Here is a 19,881-nt window from a genome sequence, read left to right on the forward strand (position 1 = left end):
CTGCAGCCTGCGGAGGACCGGTACGACTTCTCGCGGCTCGATGCGATCGTCGCGCGGGCCACGGCCGAGGGCCGCTCGATCGTGCTGGCGACGCCGAGCGGCGCGATGCCGCCGTGGCTCGCGCAGGCCCACCCCGACGCGTGCCGGGTCGACTTCGAGGGCCGCCGGCACGTGTACGGCCAGCGCCACAACCACTGCCCGTCCTCGACGGCGTTCGCGCGGCTGTCGGTGGCGCTCGCGGGCCGGTTGGCGCAGCGGTACGGGGACAACCCGGCGGTGGTCGCGTGGCACGTCGGCAACGAGTACGGCGGCGCCTGCTACTGCGAGGAGTGCGGGGCGGCGTTCCGCGTCTGGCTCCGCGAGCGGTACGCCACGCTGGACCGGCTCAACGACGCGTGGAACACCACGTTCTGGTCGCACACGTTCACCGACTGGGACCAGGTCCAGCCGCCGACGGCCCTGTCCGAGCACTGGCGCGGACCGAACCACACCGCCTTCCAGGGCATCACCCTCGACTACCGTCGCTTCATGTCCGACGCGCTGCTCGGCGGGTTCCTCGCGGAGAAGGCGGCCATCCGCGCGCACGTCCCGCACACCCCCGTGACCACCAATCTCATGGGTCTGTACCAGCCGATCGACTACCACCGGTGGGCCGAGCACCTGGACCTGGCGACGTGGGACAACTACCCGCCCGAGGACCCGTCGCCGATCCGCACGGCCGCCCGGATGGCCCTCGCGCACGGGGCGATGCGAGGCCTGCGCGGGGGAGCGCCGTTCTGGGTGATGGAGCAGACCCCGTCGACCACCGCGAGCCGCGACGTCAACGCCGTGAAGCGTCCGGGCGTGCTCGGGCTGTGGACGTGGCAGTCGGTCGCGCACGGCGCCGATGCGACGCTGTTCTTCCAGCTGCGGCAGTCGCGCGGCGCGTGCGAGAAGTACCACGGCGCCGTCCTCGACCACGCGGGTCGGACGGACACCCGGGTGTTCCGCGAGGTCGCCGCGCTGGGGGCGCAGCTGGCGAGCCTGGGGGACGCCACGCTCGGCGCCCGCACGCCGGCGCGCGTCGCACTGCTGCTCGACTGGGACTCCTGGTGGGCGGTCGAGATGTCCGACGGACCCAACCGGAACGTCCGCTACCTCGACGTGCTCACCAGCTACCACCGCGCACTGTGGAACCTGAACGTCGCTCTCGACGTCGTCCCCGTGACGACCGATCTCGACGGGTACGACGTCGTCGTCGCGCCCCTGCTGCACCTGGTCAAGGGCGACCTGCCGTCGCGGCTGCGGGCGCTGGTCGAGCGCGGCGGGACGCTGCTGACCACGTTCCTGTCTGCGCGGGTGGACGAGGACGACAACGCGTTCCTCACCGACGCCCCCGGTCCGCTGCGTGACCTGCTGGGCCTGCGGGTGGAGGAGACCGACGCGCAGCAGCCGTCGGTGGTGAACCCGGTGACGCTCGACGGGGTGGTCCACGAGGCTCGGCACGTCTTCGAGCTCGTGGTGCCGGACGAGTCGACGACCGTGGTCGCGACGTACGGCGCCGACTTCTACGCGGGCTCCCCGGCCGTCACGCGGGCTACGCGGGGTCGCGGCGAGGCCTGGTACGTCGCGACGGCGCTCGACGACGCCGGTGTCGCGGACGTCGTCCGGCGCGTGGTCGACCGGCACGGGCTCGTCGGACCGCACGCCGACACCGAGGGCGTCGAGGTGGCCGACCGCGTCTCGCCGGAAGGTGGCCTGCACCGGTTCGTCCTGCACCACGGCGCCGACCCCGTGACGGTGACGTCCGAGGTCACCGGCACCGACCTGCTCACCGGCCGACGCATCGAGCTCGGCACGCCCCTGACCTTGTCCCCGACGGAGGTGCTCGTCCTCTCATGAACCGCGTCCTGATTCCCGCCGAGCCGTCCGGTCCGCTCCCGTCCGCGTGGCGCGAGTGCGTCGGCACCGGCCGCCTCAACCTCGCCCTGCGCGCCGACTACCAGGAGTCCGCCGCGCTGGTGCAGCGCGAGATCGGGTTCCGCTACATCCGCGGCCACGGCCTGCTGTCCGACGACATGGGAGTGCTGCGCGAGTCGGAGGGCGTGACCCGGTACACGTTCACCTACGTCGACCAGGTGGTCGACTCCTGGTTGCGGATCGGCCTCAAGCCGTTCCTGGAGCTCGGCTTCATGCCGTCGGCGCTCGCGTCGGGGGACCAGACGGTCTTCTGGTGGAAGGGCAACGTCACCCCGCCGCGCTCGCACGACGACTGGGCCGCGATGGTCCGCGCCGTCCTGCGACACCTGATCGACCGCTACGGCCTGGACGAGGTGCGCACCTGGCCGATCGAGGTGTGGAACGAGCCGAACCTGACCGTGTTCTGGGAGGGTGCCGACCAGGCCGCGTACCACCGGCTCTACGAGGTGACGGCCCGTGCGGTCAAGGACGTCGACGCGTCCCTGCAGGTGGGCGGGCCGGTCCTGTCACCCGGGTCCGACGAGTGGTGGGCGCCGTTCGCCGACTTCGTCGCGGCGCGGGACGTGCCCATCGACTTCGTCAGCCGGCACGCGTACTCGTCGGGACCCGTCCAGCAGGTGCCGTTCGGGGTCTACCAGACGTTCGAGCGACCGCAGGCGCTGCTCGACCAGTTCGACGCACCCCGCCGCTACCTGGCGGGCACAGCGCTCGCGGGCCTGCCCGTGCACATCAGCGAGTTCAACACGTCGTACCGCCCCGACAACCCGGTCCACGACACCGCGTGGAACGCCGCCTACCTGGCCCCCGTGCTGGCCGGCGGCGGGGACCTCGTCGACTCGTTCTCCTACTGGACCTTCTGCGACGTGTTCGAGGAGGCGGACATCCCGACGTCGCTCTTCCACGGGGGCTTCGGGCTGCTGACCCACCGCCAGGTGCGCAAGCCGACGTACCACCTGTACGCGTTCATGGCCCGGATGGGCCGGTCGGTCCTCGCCCGCGGCGACGACCACCTCGTGTGCCGTGACGACGACGGTCGCGTGACGGTCCTCGCGTGGCAGCCGGTGGGGGGTTCCGACGACGGCCCGTACGGCTCTGCGCCCGCGACCCATGAGCTCCGGCTGCGGGTGCCGGTCGCGTCGGACGTCGCGGTCGTGCGGCGTTCGGTGAACGAGACCGAGGGCAACGCCTGGACGGCCTGGCGCGAGCTCGGTCGGCCCCGGAACCCGTCCGAGCGAACCCTCGACCTGCTGCGCGACGCGTCGACCCCGGCCGTGCGGCACCACGCGCTGTCCGCGGTCGACGGTCACGTGGACCTCGACCTGGTGCTCGGGCAGCACGAGGTCACCCTGGTGGAGCTCGTGCCGGTGAGGTCCGACGAGCACCCCGGCCTGGACGACCGGCGGCTCCTCGGCCAGGACGTGGTGGGATGACCGCCATGGCGACGAAGCCCGACGACGAGATCGGTACCGGTCCGCTCCCGCGCTGGTCGGCGGTCGTGTACTGGTTCCTCGTGGTCGAGGGGATGCTCCTCCTGACGTCCGCGCCTGGGCTGGTGCTGCTGGGGCTGCTCGACCGGGACGTCAGCAACGTCCCGCTCGTCGCGCTCGCGTTCGTGCCGTTCGGTCCGGCGGTGGCGGCGGCGCTCTTCGCGTGGCGGGTGTTCGCCCGCGACCGCGACCTGTCCCCGGCGCGGCACTTCTGGCGGGGCTATCGGCTCGACGTCCTCGACGTCCTGCGCTGGTGGGTCCCGACCCTCGGGATCCTCGGCATCGTCGCCGTCAACCTCACGCACCTGGGCGCGACCGGCCTCCCGCCGGCCCTCGGGATCGCGCTCGGGGCGGTCGCGGTGCTCGTGGTGCTCTGGGCCGGGCACGCCCTGGTGCTCAGCGCGCTGTTCTCGTTCCGCACCCGCGACGTCGCCCGGCTCGGCGCGTACTTCGTGGCGGGCAAGCCCCTCGTCACGCTCGGGTTCGTGTCCGTCCTGGTGCTCACCGGGGCGCTGGCGTACGCGTCGGACTGGCTCCTCGTCCTGCTCGCCGCCCCGCTGACCTACCTCTACGCGCGCACGGCCGCACCGGTCGTGAAAGCCACCGAGCACCAATTCACGGACCGCCCGGAATAGGTCAGGCCCGCAGCCGGAGGCTGCGGGCCTGACCTCGTGCGTAGCGCCGTGCGTCAGCGCCGCGCGAAGCGGCGCAGGCCGACTCCGGCTGCGACGACCATCGCGCCGAGAAGGGCCAACAGCCCGGCCTGCGACCCGGTCGCCGCCAGCGTGCCCTCGGTCGCCGTGGGAACCACGGTGCTCACCGGCTCGACCGGCGCGGCGGCCACGGGTGCCGCGGGGACAGCCGGCGCCACGGGTGCGCCGGGCACCGGAGTCGCCGGGACCGGAGGTGTCACCACGGTCGGCTCCAGTCCGAAGGTGTAGGTGGCGCCGCCGACGACGATCTGCTCGATGACGGCGTCACCGATCACCCCGGAACCCAGCGAGTAGCCGACGCCGATGACCTTCGCGTTGGGGTTCGCCGCGGAGAAGGCCGCGATGGTGCCGAGGGACTCGTAGCCCGCGCCTGCCGGTACGCCGAACCCGGTCTTCGAGGTCCACCAGTTGCCCTCGCCGTAGGCCCAGGGCTCGTACACGAGGTAGCCGTCCCAGGTGCCGTTGCCGTCGCGGTCGACGGCGAGCTGCACGCTCGGGCGGACGCCGGAGTACGAGGAGAACTCGATGCTGGTCGTTGCGGCGTCCGTGAGCGGGAAGCTCGCCGCGACGTAGCCGGCGGCCTTCGACTGGGTCAGGCCGGGGTTGTCGGTGCCCGTCTCGGTCCACACGTGCAGACCGTTCTCGACGTACTCGTGGTGGCCGAACGTGCGGTTCTGCATGCCCCACCCGGCCGCGTTCTTGTCGGTCGAGTGGACCGTGGTCACGACAGGAGGCGTGACGACCACGGGTGCGAGCCCGAAGGTGTAGGTGGCGCCGCCGACGACGATCTGCTCAATGATGGCGTCACCGATCACACCGGAGCCCAGCGAGTAGCCGACGGCCATGACACGCGCGCCGGGGTTCGCTGCGGAGTACGCGTCGATGCTGCCGTAGGACGCGTAGCCCATGCCGGGCGTCACGCCGAACCCAGCCGCCGAGGTCCACCACATGCCGTCGGCGTAGGCCCACGGCTCGTACACGAGGATGCCGTCCGCCGCGCCGTCGGCATCCCGGTCTACGACGAGCTGCGCGCTCGGGCGGACTCCGGAGAACGAGGCGAACTCGATGGTGGTGGTCGCGGCGTCCGTGAGCGGGAAGTCCGCGGGGACGTAGCCGGCGGCCTTCGACTGGGTCAGGCCGGGGTTGCCGGTGCCCGCCTCGGTCCACACGTGCAGACCGTTGGTGACGTATTCGTGGTGGCCGAACGTGCGATCCGTCATGGTCCAGCCAGCCGCGCTCTTGTCGGTCGAGTGGACCGTGGTCACAGCGAGCGGCGCGGCTCCCGCGACCGGCTCGGTGACGACCGGCTCGACCGGGACGACGACGTCAGCCGGCGTCTCCTCGACGATGACCGAGGCGTCGTCGGTCGAGGGCTCCTCGGCCGGGCCTGCCTCGGGGGCGACCTCGGTCGACTCCTCGTCGGTCGACTCCTCGTCGGTCGACTCCTGGTCGACCGGTGCGTCGTCGGCGTCGGGGTCGATAGCGATGACCTCACCCGGCGTCTCGATGTCGTCGATCGCGACGATGTCCTGTGCCGTGCCGTTCGACACCTCGAGGTGGTCGTCGGCCATCGCCGGCACGGCGACGGCGCTGAGCAGCACGGCGCTCGTGGCTATCGCGCCGATGCGGTATCTGGTGCGCTTCACGGTTCGTTCCTCCCTGTGGCGGGCGTCTCGACCCGCGTGGCGCGGTGCATTCGCACCGAATGGTTCTATCCTGGTATGCCGGTATACCCGTATACAGGGACATTGGTCCCATGTTTGGCTCTCCACCGGTCGGTGGGATCGGGCTACTGTCGGGAGTCGCCTCGTGAGCCGTAGGAGCCGTCCGTGCCGCTGAGTTCGCCGAAGGAACCGCTTCGGCCCACGTCGATGACCGACCAGCTGGTCGAGACCGTGCGTTCTGCGATCGTCAAGGGAGATCTGCTGCCAGGTGAGGCAGTCCGCGAGGCGGACCTCGCCAAGACGTTGGGTGTCTCACGCACGCCGATACGGCAGGTGCTCCAGCGGCTCGCGGAGATCGGCCTCGTGCGCATCGACGTCGGCCGCCGCTACACCGTCACACCTGTCGAGCCCGAGCAGCTCCAGCAGATCGTGGTCGTCCTTGCCGAGCTGTTCGGCCTGGCGACCCGGCTGGCCGTCGCGAACCTCACCGACGAGGACCGAGAGTGGGTCGCGCAGGCAGGGCGCGCCGCGAGCACGGCCGATCCCACGGCGCCGACCACCGTCGCTCCCGGGTTCTTCGACCTCGTCCTGGGACGCTGCGGCAACGCGGTCCTTGTGGAGAGCGTCGATCGCTACCGCGTCCACGTCACACGCATGCGGACGCTCGTCGGCGGGGCGCCCGAGGTCGAAGCGCGGCGGATGGCGGCGATCCTCGCCGAGGTCCCGCGCCGGGACGGCGATGCCTTGGCGGCTCTGGCGCGCGACGTCTTTCTCGAGCACGGGACCGAGCTCGTGGCCACAGTGGCGGAGCGGACGCAGGCTGAGCAGCCGGGCGTCGCTCAGTAGCCCCCGGGGCCGGTCGCAGACTCGGCGGCGGTCGTCACCACCGTCGTCGGCCGACGGCTCACAGCCTGACGAGCGTCTTGCCGGTCGTCTCGCCGCGCATCATCGCCAGGAAGGCGTCGACCGCGTGGTCCAGGCCGTCGACCACGGTCTCGTCGTACGCGATCTGCCCGGCGGCGAACCATCCGCGCATGTCCGCGAGGAACGCGGGGTAGTGCTGCAGGTGGAACGGGACGGTGAACCCGCGCAGCATCAGCCCCTGCTGGATGATCCGCGCCAGGTTCCGGGGCCCGGGCTGCGGGTGCTCGTCGTTGTAGCCGGAGATCGCCCCGCACACGGCGACCCGACCGTCCCGTCGCAGCATGCCGATCGCAGCCTCGAGGTGCGCGCCGCCGACGTTGTCGAAGTACACGTCGATCCCGTCCGGCGCGGCCGCGCGCAGCCGCCGGTAGAGGTGACCGTCCTTGTAGTCGAAGGCCGCGTCGAACCCATACCGCTCCTGCACCAGCGCCACCTTCTCGGGCGACCCGGCGGACCCGACCACGCGCGACGCGCCCTTGAGCCTGGCGATCTGTCCCACGATCGACCCGACCGCGCCGGCCGCCCCCGACACGAACACGACGTCACCGGGCTGCATCGACGCGATCTGCAGCAGCCCGAGGTGCGCCGTGAACCCGGTCAGGCCGAGCACCCCGAGGTACGCCGACAACGAGACGCCGTCGTCGACCACCCGGAACTGCGCTGCATCCCCCTGCGCGACGTCCCGCCAGCCGAGGTCGTGGGTGACGGCGGCGCCGACCGGGACGTCCGCCGACGTGGACTCCACCACCCGGCCGACCGCGCCGCCGGTCATCGTCGCGTCCAGGGCGAACGGAGCGACGTACGACTCGGCGTCGTTCATCCGGCCGCGCATGTAGGGGTCCACCGAGAGGAACTCGTTGGCGACGCGCACCTGGTCTCTGTCCAGGGCGGGCAGGTCGACGGTCACGGTGCGGAAGTCCTCGGGCACCGGCCAGCCCTGCGGCCGACGGACGAGCTGGACCTGGGTGCTGGTGGTCGTCATCCCTCGATGATGGTGCAGGTCAGTAGATTGTTCGACCCGTCGCGTCCGGGATCCCCGAGCGGCGGTGGAACGCCGACCGGAGCTGGTCGCGCCACTCGCGGGCGCTGCGCTCCTGCTCGGTCAGCCGCTCGGTGACCCGGTCGAAGAACGCCTTCGGCACCCGCCCGTCCGCGGTCGCCCAGCTCTGCATCATCTGCACGACCTCGTCGTACCCGTCCGCGTGCGTGTCGTAGACGTGCTGGATGACGGTCGACCCGCTGTGCAGCACGTGCGTCCAGGGGACGTGGTGGAAGAACAGCAGGAGCTCGTCGGGGCAGGTCTCGACCGACTCGTAGACGTCCCGCCACGGCGGCGGGTACTGGCCCGTGAACCCCGTGCCGGTCGCCCGCGTGCGGTCGACGCCGATGCCGTCGCGGTCGGCTAAGTGGTACGTGCCCCAGGCGGTGTACTCGTAGCCGTCGACGTCGGGGCCGTAGTGGTGGCCCGGGCGCACCATGAACCCGACGCCGAGCGGGGCCGTGTACTTCTCGTAGGTGTGCCAGGAGTCGTCGAGCACCGCGTGCACCGCCGGCGCCACGGAAGGATCCTGGAACGTGAGCCCGATCCACTCGTCGAGGACCGCGACGGGGTCCTCCTCGCCCCACGCCAGCCGCGCGAACGCGTAGAGGTTCGCCTGCGCCAGCGGGTGCCCGGTCCAGAACTCGTCGTCGCCCACGTTGGAGACGGCGACGAGCCCGGCGGCCCGCCGCTCCGCCTCGTGGTCCTCCGACAGGCCGGCCGCGATCCACCCGACCGCGCGCCCGTCCTCGGCCAGCGGGAACCGCAGGATCTCGGCCCACTGCGTCCCGAGGTAGACCGCGTGCTGCTGCTGCCCGGTGTACTCCTGTGTCACCTGCAGCTCGACCGCCAGCCGGGTCTGCGGCATCGCGGCGATCACGGGGGAGACGGGCTCGCGCGCCTGGAAGTCCATCGGCCCGTACTTGACCTGCAGGACAACGTTGTCGTCGAACCGGCCGTCCAGCGGCGTGAAGTGGTCGTACGCCGCGCGTGCGCGGTCGGTGGAACGGTCGCGCCAGTCCTGGTGGTGGTCGTAGACGAACGCGCGCCAGAACACGGTGCCGCCGAACGGCGCCAGCGCCCTGGCCAGCAGGTTCGCCCCGTCGGCGTGGTCACGGCCGTACGCGAACGGGCCCGGCTGTCCCTCGGAGTCCGCCTTCACGACGAACCCGCCGAAGTCGGGGATGGTCTCGTAGACGCCGGCCGCCGCGTCGGCCCACCACCGCTGAACGTCGGGGTCGAGCGGGTCGGCCGTCTCCAGACCGCCCGAGAGAGGCGCGGCGAAGCTCACCGACAGGAAGACGCGGATGCCGTGCGGCCGGAACGCGTCCGCCAGCCGCGCGACGCCGTCGAGGTGGTCCGTGAGCAGCCGCGCCTCGGCCGCGTGCACGTTGACGTTGTTCAGCCCGACCGCGTTGATCCCGACCGACCCGAGCAGCCGCGCGTACTGCGCGACGCGGGACAGGTCGTCGCGAACCCGGCCGTCGGTCCAGAAGATCGAGCCGCCGGCGTACCCGCGCTCCACCTGGCCCATGACGGGGTGGACGACGGTGTTGTCCCAGTGGTCGAGCATGCGGATCTCGTTGACGGGCAGGTCCCAGACGAAGTCGTCCGGTCCGGAGAAGGCCGCCTCCCCGCGACGGACCAGCGCGTGCAGCCCGTAGAGGAGGCCCGCCGCGTCAGCTGCCACGACGACCGTCCTGCCCCGGTGCCGCCCGAGGCCGAACATGCCGGGGTTGAGCACGCTGCTCCCCAGGGCGAGCAGGTCCTCGACGACGGCCTGCACGGCCCGGAGGTAGGGATCGGTCCGTGGCGGGTGGCCGGGAGGCGGCGGCATGGTGGCCGACGCCGTCCCCACCTCCCCGGCGCTCCCGACGATCGCGAGCACCACGTCGCACGCGAGAGCGTCGTCGACGGTCACCGGAGCCGTCACCAGGTGCCCGCCGAACTGCTCCGTGGCACGCGCGACCTCCGCGACGACGGTGTCGGCGACCGGCCCGTCGTCCGGCCCCACGGCCACCAGCACACGCCGCGACCCCAGCGCCCGGAACGCCTCGTCGGGCAGCCACATCGGGTGCACCGGTCTGGCAAGCCGCCCGGTCACCAGTCGTGCACCGTGCCGTCCTTGAGCCGGTTGAACGGCAGGTACGCCTGCGCGTACGGGTACCGCGCGGCAGCGTCGTCGTCGTAGGTGACGCCGAGGCCGACCTCCGAACCCGGGTGCAGGTAGCCGTCCTCGAACGTGAAGGACTGCTGGAACACGGCGTTGGTCTTGGCGCCGTGCTGCATGTACTCCTGGATGCCGAAGTTGTGGATGGCCAGGTCCAGGTGCAGCGCCGCCGCCATGCCGACGGGGGAGATGTCCGTCGGCCCGTGGATGCCGGACTTGATCTGGTACTGCGCCGCGAAGTCGAGGATCTTGCGCAGCGCGCTGATGCCGCCGGTGTGCGTCACGGCGGACCGCACGTAGTCGATGAGCTGCTCGCGGACCAGCGTCTGGTAGTCCCACACGGTGTTGAACACCTCGCCGATGGCCAGCGGCGTCGTGGTGTGCTGGCGGACCAGGCGCAGGGCCTCCTGGTTCTCCGCCGGGGTGCAGTCCTCGAGCCAGAACAGGTCGTACGGCTCCAGGTCCTTGCCGAGCCGAGCCGCCTGGATCGGGGTCATCCGGTGGTGCCCGTCGTGCAGCAGCGGGACTTCGGGGCCGAACTCGTTGCGCACGGCCTCGAACACGGTCGGGATGTGCCGCAGGTATGCGCGGGTGTCCCAGTCCTCCTCGGCCGGCAGGGGTGCGCGCTGCGCGGGCTCGTAGTCGTAGCGGCCCGACGACGACGGCTGCGCGGCCACCCCGTAGACGGCGTCGATGCCCGGGACCGAGGTCTGCACGCGGATGGAGCGGAAGCCCTGCTCCTGGTGGTGCCGGATCGAGTCGAACAGCTCGGGCAGGTCCCGGCCGCTCGCGTGCCCGTACGCCATGATCCCGGTCCGGCTCGCCCCGCCCAGCAGCTGGTACAGCGGCAGCCCGGCGATCCTCGCCTTGATGTCCCACAGGGCCACGTCGACCGCGGCGATCGCCGCCATGGTCACCGGCCCCCGGCGCCAGTACGCCGAGCGGTAGAGGAACTGCCAGGTGTCCTCGATGCGGTGCGCGTCCCGTCCGAGCAGCAGGGGCACCACGTGGTCGGACAGGTACGACGCCACCGACAGCTCGCGACCGTTCAGCGTCGCGTCGCCGAGCCCGACGACCCCGTCCTCGGTGGTGATCCGCAGCGTGACGAAGTTGCGGTCCGGGCTGGTGACGAGGACCTCGGCGGAGCGGATCGCGGTGCCGCGCGCCGCGGGGGCCAGGTCGCTCGGCGAGGTGTCGGGGTGGTCCATCGGCATACCTGCTCCGTCCCGCCGACGACGCCGTCGGCGCTGCTCTGCTCCCTCGCGCACTCCACCCGTGCGGCGGGGCGCGGGTCCACCGTAGGCGTGCGGCCCTCCTCGGGGCAAACGTTTGCCGATGGTTGCCATCCGGCGCGTTCACCGCCACGATGGGGGTCGCGTCGGGCCGGTCGGCCCGTCACCCGATCGCTCGACGAGGACCGATGACCAGGCCACCCACCCTCCGCGACGTCGCGGCCGCCAGCGGCGTGGCCATCTCGACCGCGTCCCGTGCGCTCACCAAGCCGGGCCGGGTCAACGAGCGCACCGCCATCCGCGTCCGCGAGGCCGCGCGCGAGCTGGGCTACGCGCCGAGCGCCACCGGTCGCGCGCTGAGCTCGGGCCGCACCCGGATGGTCGCCCTCCTCGTCCCCGACGTCACCAACCCGTACTTCTTCGGCATCGTGCGCGGCACCGCCGCCCGGCTGCGGGCCGACGGCTACGTGCACGTGCTGGTCGACGCCGAGGAGTCGGTCGAGGCGGAGGAGCGGGCCCTGCGCGCGCTGCGCCCGACCGTCGACGGCGCCGTCCTGGCGGCCTCGCGGCTGGACGACGACCGCCTGACGGCCTGGTCGCACGAGTTCCCGATGGTCACGGTGAACCGCCCCGTGCCCGACCAGTCGGGGGTCCTCGTCGACACCGCGGGCGGCACCGGCCAGGCGCTCGCCCACCTGGCCTCGCTCGGCCACCGCCGCGTCGCCTACGCGGGCGGCCCGCGCGCGTCCTGGTCCGACCGTCGCCGGCGCGCGGTCCTGCGCACGGCAGCCAAGCGTCTCGATGTCGAGGTCGTCGCCATCGGCCCGTACGTGCCACGCCGCGAGGACGGAGCCGCCGCTGCCGACGCCGCCCTGCACGAGGGTGTCACCGCGGTCCTCGCATTCGACGACCTGCTCGCCTTCGGGATCCTCGACCGGCTGGCCGAGCGCGGGGTCGACGTGCCCGGTGCCATGAGCGTCGTCGGCTGCGACGACGTCTTCGGCGCCGACCTGGTCCGACCCGGCCTGACCACGATCGCCGCTCCGCTGGAACGTGCCGGTCACGCGGCCGCCGACCTCCTGTTGGCACGCCTGGACCCCAGCCACCCGGGCGGCACGGTGACCGTCGAGCTGCCCACCCACCTGGTGATCCGCGGCTCCACCGGCACGGCCCCGCTGCGCGTCGTGCGCTGACGCCTGCTCCGACCCCTCGGCCCCGCCCACGGCGACGAGGGCGGCACTGTGGGATGAGAGCGTGAGTTGCGACTGCCGATCTCGTCGCAGAGTGCCGACCTCGCGGGCCACGGGATTCGCCGACCAGCAGAAAGGCCGTGACCCGTGCGGGTCGGCGCAGCGAGGATGCCCGGATGCTTCCCCTCGCCGAGATCGCCCGGCTCGACGCCACCGTCGACCCCGACTGGCGCAGCCCGGTGGCCGACCAGGTCGCCGCCGCCTGGGGGATCGCCCCGGGCGGTGCCCGCTGGCGTCGGTCGAGCGCGACGCACGTGTTCGTCGTCCCCCCGGACGTCGACCCCCGCGGTGTCCTCTACCTGCGCTTCGTCCCAGCGTCTCTGCGCACGGTCCGCGACCTGGACACCCCCGCGCGGCTGCTCTCGACCTGGGCCGCCGGGCACGGGGGGACCGTCGCACCCCTGCCGTCGAGCGCCGGCCGGCTCGTCGAGACCGTCCCGACGGTGCTGGGGGACATGCACGCCACCGCGGTGCACGCGGCTCCCGGCGACGAGCTGCAGCTGGCGAACCTGACCACCACCCTCGCCGCGCGCTGGGGTGCGGCGCTCGCACGGCTGCACCGTGACGCGCGACCCCTGACCGCCGACGAGGAACCGCCGGTGCTCGACCTCGCAGCACTCGAGCGTGCGTGCGTGGACGACCCGGCCGTGCTGCGCGCTGCCCGCGCGGTGCTGGCGAGGGCTGACCGAGCGGAGCTGCCGAGCGGCACGCTGCACGGGGACTTCGAGCTGGACAACCTGCGCTGGCTCGACGGGAACCCCGTCGCGTTCGACGCCGACGAGGCGCGGACCGGTCCGTACGTCCAGGACATCGCCGCCGCGGTCCGCGACCTGGTCGGCGACACGCCCGGGCAGGTGGAGCACCCGGCGCTGCTCGCGGCGTTCCTGACCGGCTACCGCGGCGTGCGTCCGCTCGCGTACGACGAGGTGGCCGAGCTCGAGCTGCACAGCGCCGCGGTCGCCGTCCGCCTGCTGGTCGCGATCGCGCACCTGGAGGACGACCCCGCGGTCGATGAGGGCCAGTGGTCGGTCGACCTGCGGGCGTCCCTGCTCGAGCACCGGCAGAGGTTGCGCGCCCGCGTGCTGGCCGCCACGGTGGCCCGATGACGCTCTCCGACGCCGACCTTGCCCACCTCACCCGCGCCGTCGAGCTCGCCCGCGAAGCGCTCGACGACGGCGACGAGCCCTACGGCTCCGTGCTGGTCGACGCGGCCGGGCAGGTCCGGTTCGAGGACCGCAACCGCGTGAAGGACGGCGACGAGACCCGCCACCCGGAGTTCGAGATCGCCCGCTGGTCCGCCAACCACCTGACGCCCGACGAGCGCGCGGAGTCGACCGTCTACACCTCCGGCGAGCACTGCCCGATGTGCGCGGCGGCACACGCCTGGGTGGGCCTCGGCCGGATCGTCTACGCGACGTCGTCGGCGCAGACCGGCGCGTGGCTGGCGGAGTGGGGCATCCCTGCGGGACCGGTGGCGCCCCTCCCGATCGCCACGGTCGCACCGGGCGTTCCCGTCGAGGGCCCGGTCCCGGAGCTCGCCGACGAGGTCCGCGAGCTCCAGCGCCGCCGGTTCGGCGCCTGATCAGTCGTCGTTGCCGGCGTCGCACCGGCCGAGCGAGTCGGACTCCACGACCTCGACGACCTCCGCCGACGTTGTGGAGCACACTCCCGGCAGATCAGACGCTGGAGCCCGCCGGCGACGTCGTTGTGGGCGTCGGCCGCGCACTCCCACTCTTCAGGGCAGCCATCGGCGCGGCCATAGCCCTGCTTGGCCGGGGTGCTTCAAGGAAGCTCGTACGGGCGCGGTTTGCCGAGAAATCCGAAGTCGATCGCCGTGTTTCGCCAGTGCTGCAACAACGACGCGAACCACGGGCGGTCATCGACGACGAGGTCCAGCTGCCAGCCAAGGTCGTCCTCGTTGGACTCGATCAAGTAGGTCACCGTATGAACAGCGCCGTAGACGTCGTCGTCGTACGGGCGGTCGAGGAGGCCCAGCAAGAGTTGGCGCTCGGCGCTGTTGACCGGCGGTGTGATCGCGTGCAGCGGCTCACCGAACCGCGCCATCTCGTCGTCGCTCCACTCCTCCTCGGCCTTCATCGGAGCGAAGGCGGCCGCAGCGGCGACCTCAGGACGGATCACATCGCCCATGGGAGCATTCCCGTCTTCTGCCAGCACGCGTCGAGATTGCCGATGCTCGCCTCCACGTCGACAGCACGCGCGCTACCCGAGTAGGTGAATGACCAGACGACAAGCACCCCGAGGCACAGTACTCAGCCGGTCGCCCACCCGCGGGTCACCCGTTCAGCGCGGCCAGCAGTCCCGGGCCGTGCCGTTCGAGCTTGGTCGCACCCACGCCGCTGATCCCGCCGAGTGCCTCCAGCGATGCCGGCCGCTGCGTCACGATCTCGCGCAGGGTCGCGTCGTGGAAGACCACGTACGCGGGCACCCCTTGCTCCTTCGCGACACCCGCACGCCACGCCCGCAGCACCTCGAAGAGCTCGACGTCGTCGCCCGTCAGATCGGCTGCCGCGGTGGCCCGGGCGCCGCGCGACCCGCGCGTCCGGACGACCTTCTCGGTCTCCCGTCGCAGCCGGACCTCGCGCGCCCCGCGCAGCACGTCCGCGCTGTCGGGTGCCAGGCGCAGGGTGCCGTACCCGTCGGTGTCCACGCCGAGCAGCTCCATCGCCAGCAGCTGTCGGACGACCCCGCGCCACTCCCCGTCGGACAGGTCCTGCCCGACACCGAACGTGCTGAGCGACTCGTGACCGAGCTGCGTGACGCGCGGGGTCACCTTGCCGCGCAGGATGTCGACCAGGTGCCCGACGCCGTACCGCTGCCCGCGCTGCTCCAGCCGGACGACCGTCGACAGCAGCTTCTGCGCCGCGACGGTGCCGTCCCACGACTCGGGCGGCGTGAGGCAGGTGTCGCAGTTGCCGCAGGGCTCGGAGGGCTGGCCGAAGTAGTTGAGCAGCTGCACCCGGCGGCACGACACGGTCTCGCAGAGCGCGAGCATCGCGTCGAGGTGCGCGGTCAGCCGGCGCTTGTGGGCGGCGTCGCCCTCGGACGTGTCGATCATGCGCCGCTGCTGCACCACGTCGGCGAGCCCGTACGCGAGCCACGCCGTGGAGGGCAGACCGTCACGACCGGCGCGGCCGGTCTCCTGGTAGTACCCCTCGACCGACTTCGGCAGGTCCAGGTGCGCGACGAACCGGACGTCGGGCTTGTCGATGCCCATCCCGAACGCGATGGTCGCGACCATCACGATCCCGTCCTCGCGCAGGAACCGGCTCTGGTTCCGCGCCCGCACCTGCCGGTCGAGCCCTGCGTGGTAGGGCAGCGCCGGCACGCCGTGCTCCACCAGGAACTGCGCGGTCTGCTCGACCGAGTTCCGCGAGAGGCAGTACACGATCCCGGCGTCGCCCTCGTGCTCGGTGCGCAGGAGGTTGAGCAGCTGGTCGCGCGGCTTGTCCTTGGGCGCGATCCGGTACTGGATGTTGGGCCGGTCGAAGCTGGCGACGAAGTGCTTGGCGTCCCCGAGCTGCAGCCGCTGCGCGATCTCCGCGTGGGTCTGCTCGGTGGCGGTGGCCGTCAGCGCGATCCGGGGGACCTCGGGCCAGCGCTCGTGCAGCATCGACAGCTGCAGGTAGTCGGGGCGGAAGTCGTGCCCCCACTGGGACACGCAGTGCGCCTCGTCGATGGCGAACAGGGCGACGGTGCCGCGGTCCAGCAGCTCGATGGTCTCCCGCACCCGGAGGCGCTCGGGAGCCAGGTACAGCAGGTCCAGCTCGCCTGCGAGGTACGCGTCCTCGACCTTGCGGCGCTCGAACGACTGCTGCGTCGAGTTGAGGAACCCGGCCCGCACTCCGAGCGCCGAGAGCGCGTCGACCTGGTCCTGCATGAGGGCGATCAGGGGGGACACGACGACCCCGGTGCCCTGCCGGACCAGAGCGGGGACCTGGTAGCAGAGCGACTTGCCGCCGCCGGTCGGCATGAGCACCAGCGCGTCGCCGCCGCGCACGACGGTGTCGATGATCTCGGCCTGCTCACCGCGGAAGGCGTCGTACCCCCACACGGTGTGCAGCACCTCGGCGGCTGCCGCCAGAGCCGCCTCGGGATCGAGCGTCTGGGCGACCTCGCGCGGGATGTCGGGGCGCGGGGGAGGCTCGGCACGGGCACCCCGCGCGGACGACGGAGCGGGCTCGTGCTCGGGCGGTGCGGCGTCGTAGAACGGGTCGAACGGCGGCTCCTCGTCGAGAGGCCAGTCCGGCACGTCGCTACCCCACCCGTCAGTCACGCGGCACACCCTACGTCCGACCGCCGACGCGTCGAGCGGCTCCTCCACAGACGTCGAATCTGCCGCGGGGTCGAGCGACCAAGCCCTCGGTGACGTCCGGGCAGGCCGGGGCGGCACTCATGACATGGTCGAACCCGGACCGGCCGTCGGACGCGAGTCGCGGATCACCCGGGGCGCGCGACCCTGCACCCCCTCCGTAGGGTGTTCCCCATGGCAACCGCACTCATCACCGGCGCGTCCGCAGGCCTGGGCCTGGAGTTCGCCTGGCAGCTGGCCACGGCCAAGCACGACGTCGTCCTGGTCGCCCGCAACGAGGAGCGGCTGACCCGCCTCGCGGCCCAGCTCGAGGCCGCCGCGGGCATCCGGGCGGAGGTGCTCGTCGCCGACCTGTCCGTCCGCGCCGACGTCGAGCGCGTCGCCGACCGCCTGCGCGCCACCGAGCGCCCCGTCGGGCTGCTGGTCAACAACGCCGGCCTGGGCCTCAACCAGCGCTTCGTCCCGGGCGACCTGGCCGACGAGGAGACCGCGCTCGCGCTCATGGTCACCGCGGTCATGGTCCTGTCGCACGCCGCCGCGGGCGCGATGGTCCCGCGGGGCCGCGGGGCGATCCTCAACGTCGCGTCCGTCGCCGCCCTGCTCACGTCGGGCACGTACTCCGCGCACAAGGCCTGGGTCCGGGTGTTCACCGAGAGCCTCGCCGTCGAGCTGCGCGGGACAGGCGTCACCGCCACGTCGCTGAACCCGGGCTTCGTGCACACCGAGTTCCACGAGCGCGGCGAGATCGACATGACCGCGTACCCCGAGATCGCGTGGCTGAACGCCGAGGACGTGGTGGCCACCGGCCTCGCCGACGTCCGCCGCGGCGCCGTCCTGTCGACCCCGAGCCTGCGCTATCGGGTGCTCTCGGCGGTCGCCCGCCTGGCCCCCCGGTCCGCCGTCCGCGCGTTCGGCCGCTACCGCCGCTCGTTCCAGGGCCAGGAGACGGACGCCCCCACCGTCGGCTGAGCCGTCCGGGTGAGGCCCGCTGACCGGGGCGCTCGTCCTGGCTAGCATCGCGCGATGGTCTCGACGGGTGCAGGAACGACGCCATGAACTCCAACACGTGGCTCATCCTGGTCACCCTCGCTCTCGCAGTGGTGGTCCGCGTGGCGTCCGACCTGGTCGCACGGTGGAGGTCCGCCGAGGCGCGGCGCAGGCGCAGCTGGGCCCGGGAGCACGGGTGGGTGGTGCAGGACGAGGCGGACGCCGTGCTCGGACGGTTCGCGACGAGCCTGCTCGGCGGCCCGCGCTCGGGTCGGCACCGACGGCTCGTGGACGAGGTGCTCACCGTGGAGATCGGGACCACGGCCGTGTACTCGTTCCGGTACTCGTGGCAGTCGACCGACGACGAGCTCCTGCCACCCGGCGACCGGAGCATCGACGGGCACTCCGCGCATGTGGTGGGAGCGCCCCTCGGCCGGGCGGTCCCGATGGTCCAGGTCACCCCCGTGGGCGCGGTGTCGCCCTTCGCCCGAGCGTTCGGGGCGAGCGACGTGCGGTTCGAGTCGCACGCGTTCAACGAGGCGTTCCGGGTCGTCTCGGACCACCCTCGGACCGCGCACGCCGTGCTGCACCCGCGCCTGATGGAGCGGCTGCTCGAGGAACCCGGCCGGAGCATGTCGTGGCGCATCGAGCACGGCTGGGTCTTCACGTGGGTCGACGGTCGCACCGACGTGGAGCAGATCCTGCCGATGTTCGAGGTCGTCCTCTCGGTCCGCAGCGCGCTCCCCACCTTCGTCGGCACCCCGTCCGCCCCTGCCCGCCCGGTAGCCTGACCGCCGTGACCCACGACCTCTCCCCGACGCCCCGCGAGCAGCTGCTCGACCTCATCCGGACCCTCGCGGTCGTCCACGGGAAGGTCACGCTGTCGTCCGGCCGTGAGGCCGACTACTACGTGGACCTGCGCCGCGTGACGCTGCACCACCGCGCCGCCCCGCTGATCGGTCACCTGCTGCTGGACCGGCTGGAGGAGGTCGGCCTGGGCACTGCGGAGATCGACGCCGTCGGCGGCCTGACGCTCGGCGCCGACCCCGTCGCGACCGCGCTGCTGCACGCGGCCGCGTCCCGCGGTCAGGACCTCGACGCGTTCGTCGTCCGCAAGGAGGCCAAGGCGCACGGCATGCAGCGCCGCGTCGAGGGCCCGGACATCGCCGGCCGCAAGGTCGTCATCCTGGAGGACACGTCGACCACGGGCGGCTCGCCCATCGCGGCGATCGAGGCCGCGCGCGAGGCGGGTGCCGAGGTGCTGGGTGCCGCCGTCATCGTCGACCGCGCGACCGGTGCGCAGGCCAAGATCGAGGCGCTCGGCGTGCCGTACCACTACCTGTTCAGCCTGACCGACCTCGGTCTGGCCTGACCCGAGCATGGGCGACGGCCTGTTCGGAGTCCTGGTCGTCCTCGGCCTGGTCGTCACGCTCGGCCTGTTCGTCGCCGGGTACTGGGTGCAGAAGAAGCGCCACGAGCGGTTCCGGGCGTGGGCGCTGCGCAACGGGTGGACCTACGCGCAGTCCGAGCGGGCGCTCGTGGACATCTCGCGCGGGCAGCCGTTCGGGCAGGGGAGCAGCCGACGGGCCATCGAGGTCCTGCGCGGCACGTACGACTCGCGGTCGGCGCTCTCGTTCACCTACCAGTGGACCACCGGCAGCGGGAAGAACCGGACCACCCACCACGCGCACGTCGTCGGGTTGGCCCTGCCCACGTTCCTGCCGACCGTCGAGGTGACCCCCGAGGGGATCGGTGCCCGGCTGGCCAAGCTGGTGGGCGCGCAGGACGTCCAGTTCGAGTCCGAGGCGTTCAACCGCGCCTACCGGGTCGCGGCGAGGGACCAGCGGACCGGGCACGCGATCCTGCACCCGCGGCTGATGGAGCGCCTGCTGCGCCCCGACGCCCTCGGCAACGCCTGGCGCATCGACGGCACCTGGATCCTGTCGTGGGAGTCGGGGACCACCGACCTCGACCGCCTGGGACCCCGGCTCGGCCTGCTCTCCGCCGTGGTGCGCTCCGTCCCGCGGCACGTCTGGCAGGACCACGGCTACGACCCCACCCCGACCACGATCGGGCAACCTGACGCCGCTCCCGCACCGCCCGACGCTACGATCTCCTGAACCGCC

Annotated in this window: 17 protein-coding genes; 11 read left to right on the forward strand and 6 right to left on the reverse strand. The window is 72.5% G+C overall.

The window, feature by feature from the left end; all coding sequences use genetic code 11:
- The 3 genes from J2X26_RS16295 to J2X26_RS16305 form a co-directional block, all read left to right on the forward strand.
- Positions 1 to 1,881 (forward strand): beta-galactosidase (locus tag J2X26_RS16295; protein WP_307493764.1); only part of this gene is annotated, 1,881 nt, incomplete at its 5' end.
- Positions 1,878 to 3,389, forward strand: coding sequence for a GH39 family glycosyl hydrolase (locus J2X26_RS16300; protein WP_307493765.1), 1,512 nt, complete (start codon positions 1,878 to 1,880; stop codon positions 3,387 to 3,389). The genes J2X26_RS16295 and J2X26_RS16300, both read left to right, overlap by 4 nt.
- A gap of 5 nt (positions 3,390 to 3,394) precedes the next feature.
- The gene (locus J2X26_RS16305) at positions 3,395 to 4,081 is read left to right on the forward strand and encodes a DUF624 domain-containing protein (RefSeq protein WP_307493766.1); all 687 of its coding nucleotides are present in this window, start codon (positions 3,395 to 3,397) and stop codon (positions 4,079 to 4,081) included.
- Positions 4,082 to 4,134: 53 nt separating this feature from the next.
- Here the strand turns inward: J2X26_RS16305 and J2X26_RS16310 are convergent, their stop codons facing one another.
- On the reverse strand, positions 4,135 to 5,805 hold the full coding sequence (locus J2X26_RS16310) for a hypothetical protein (RefSeq protein WP_307493767.1): 1,671 nt from the start codon (positions 5,803 to 5,805) through the stop codon (positions 4,135 to 4,137).
- Between the two features lie 225 nt (positions 5,806 to 6,030).
- Here J2X26_RS16310 and J2X26_RS16315 point away from each other — a divergent pair, with 225 nt between their 5' ends.
- Complete coding sequence (locus J2X26_RS16315; protein ID WP_307493768.1) at positions 6,031 to 6,669, forward strand: GntR family transcriptional regulator; 639 nt, start codon at positions 6,031 to 6,033, stop codon at positions 6,667 to 6,669.
- Positions 6,670 to 6,727: 58 nt separating this feature from the next.
- Here the strand turns inward: J2X26_RS16315 and J2X26_RS16320 are convergent, their stop codons facing one another.
- From J2X26_RS16320 to manD, 3 genes are read right to left on the reverse strand one after another with little or no spacing between them, the layout of a single operon-like run.
- Complete coding sequence (locus J2X26_RS16320) at positions 6,728 to 7,729, reverse strand: NADP-dependent oxidoreductase (RefSeq protein WP_307493769.1); 1,002 nt, start codon at positions 7,727 to 7,729, stop codon at positions 6,728 to 6,730.
- A gap of 19 nt (positions 7,730 to 7,748) precedes the next feature.
- On the reverse strand, positions 7,749 to 9,857 hold the full coding sequence (locus tag J2X26_RS16325; protein ID WP_307493770.1) for an alpha-glucuronidase: 2,109 nt from the start codon (positions 9,855 to 9,857) through the stop codon (positions 7,749 to 7,751).
- A gap of 29 nt (positions 9,858 to 9,886) precedes the next feature.
- Positions 9,887 to 11,164, reverse strand: a complete 1,278-nt coding sequence (gene manD / locus J2X26_RS16330; RefSeq protein ID WP_307494145.1) for a D-mannonate dehydratase ManD — start codon at positions 11,162 to 11,164, stop codon at positions 9,887 to 9,889.
- 212 nt (positions 11,165 to 11,376) lie between these two features.
- On the opposite strand from manD, the gene J2X26_RS16335 reads away from it, so the two are divergent.
- From J2X26_RS16335 to J2X26_RS16345, 3 genes are all read left to right on the forward strand, one after another.
- Positions 11,377 to 12,381: a LacI family DNA-binding transcriptional regulator gene (locus J2X26_RS16335; RefSeq protein ID WP_307493771.1), complete on the forward strand. Its 1,005-nt coding sequence runs from the start codon at positions 11,377 to 11,379 to the stop codon at positions 12,379 to 12,381.
- Positions 12,382 to 12,554: 173 nt separating this feature from the next.
- Positions 12,555 to 13,544 carry a phosphotransferase enzyme family protein gene (locus J2X26_RS16340; protein ID WP_307493772.1) on the forward strand — a complete coding sequence of 330 codons (990 nt, stop codon included), beginning with the start codon at positions 12,555 to 12,557 and terminating at the stop codon, positions 13,542 to 13,544.
- Positions 13,541 to 14,020: a nucleoside deaminase gene (locus tag J2X26_RS16345; RefSeq protein WP_307493773.1), complete on the forward strand. Its 480-nt coding sequence runs from the start codon at positions 13,541 to 13,543 to the stop codon at positions 14,018 to 14,020. The genes J2X26_RS16340 and J2X26_RS16345 overlap by 4 nt, the downstream gene beginning before the upstream one ends.
- 200 nt (positions 14,021 to 14,220) lie before the next feature.
- Here the strand turns inward: J2X26_RS16345 and J2X26_RS16350 are convergent, their stop codons facing one another.
- Entirely contained in the window at positions 14,221 to 14,613 is a 393-nt protein-coding gene (locus J2X26_RS16350; protein WP_307493774.1) for a hypothetical protein, read from the reverse strand.
- 118 nt (positions 14,614 to 14,731) lie between these two features.
- Positions 14,732 to 16,732 (reverse strand): DNA helicase RecQ, encoded by a 2,001-nt coding sequence (recQ, locus tag J2X26_RS16355; RefSeq protein WP_307493775.1) that lies wholly within the window; start codon positions 16,730 to 16,732, stop codon positions 14,732 to 14,734.
- Positions 16,733 to 16,942: 210 nt separating this feature from the next.
- Between recQ and J2X26_RS16360 the strand changes: the two genes are divergently transcribed.
- The 4 genes from J2X26_RS16360 (at position 16,943) to J2X26_RS16375 (ending at position 19,875) form a co-directional block, all read left to right on the forward strand.
- Positions 16,943 to 17,737 carry an SDR family NAD(P)-dependent oxidoreductase gene (locus tag J2X26_RS16360; RefSeq protein WP_307493776.1) on the forward strand — a complete coding sequence of 265 codons (795 nt, stop codon included), beginning with the start codon at positions 16,943 to 16,945 and terminating at the stop codon, positions 17,735 to 17,737.
- A gap of 83 nt (positions 17,738 to 17,820) precedes the next feature.
- Complete coding sequence (locus J2X26_RS16365) at positions 17,821 to 18,546, forward strand: DUF3137 domain-containing protein (RefSeq protein ID WP_307493777.1); 726 nt, start codon at positions 17,821 to 17,823, stop codon at positions 18,544 to 18,546.
- A 5-nt stretch (positions 18,547 to 18,551) separates the two neighbouring features.
- Positions 18,552 to 19,127 carry an orotate phosphoribosyltransferase gene (gene pyrE, locus J2X26_RS16370; protein WP_307493778.1) on the forward strand — a complete coding sequence of 192 codons (576 nt, stop codon included), beginning with the start codon at positions 18,552 to 18,554 and terminating at the stop codon, positions 19,125 to 19,127.
- Between the two features lie 7 nt (positions 19,128 to 19,134).
- Positions 19,135 to 19,875 (forward strand): DUF3137 domain-containing protein, encoded by a 741-nt coding sequence (locus J2X26_RS16375; protein WP_307493779.1) that lies wholly within the window; start codon positions 19,135 to 19,137, stop codon positions 19,873 to 19,875.
- The last annotated feature ends 6 nt before the right edge of the window (positions 19,876 to 19,881 follow it).

The organism is Cellulomonas humilata, assembly GCF_030814415.1.
Lineage (GTDB): Bacteria > Actinomycetota > Actinomycetes > Actinomycetales > Cellulomonadaceae > Cellulomonas > Cellulomonas humilata_A.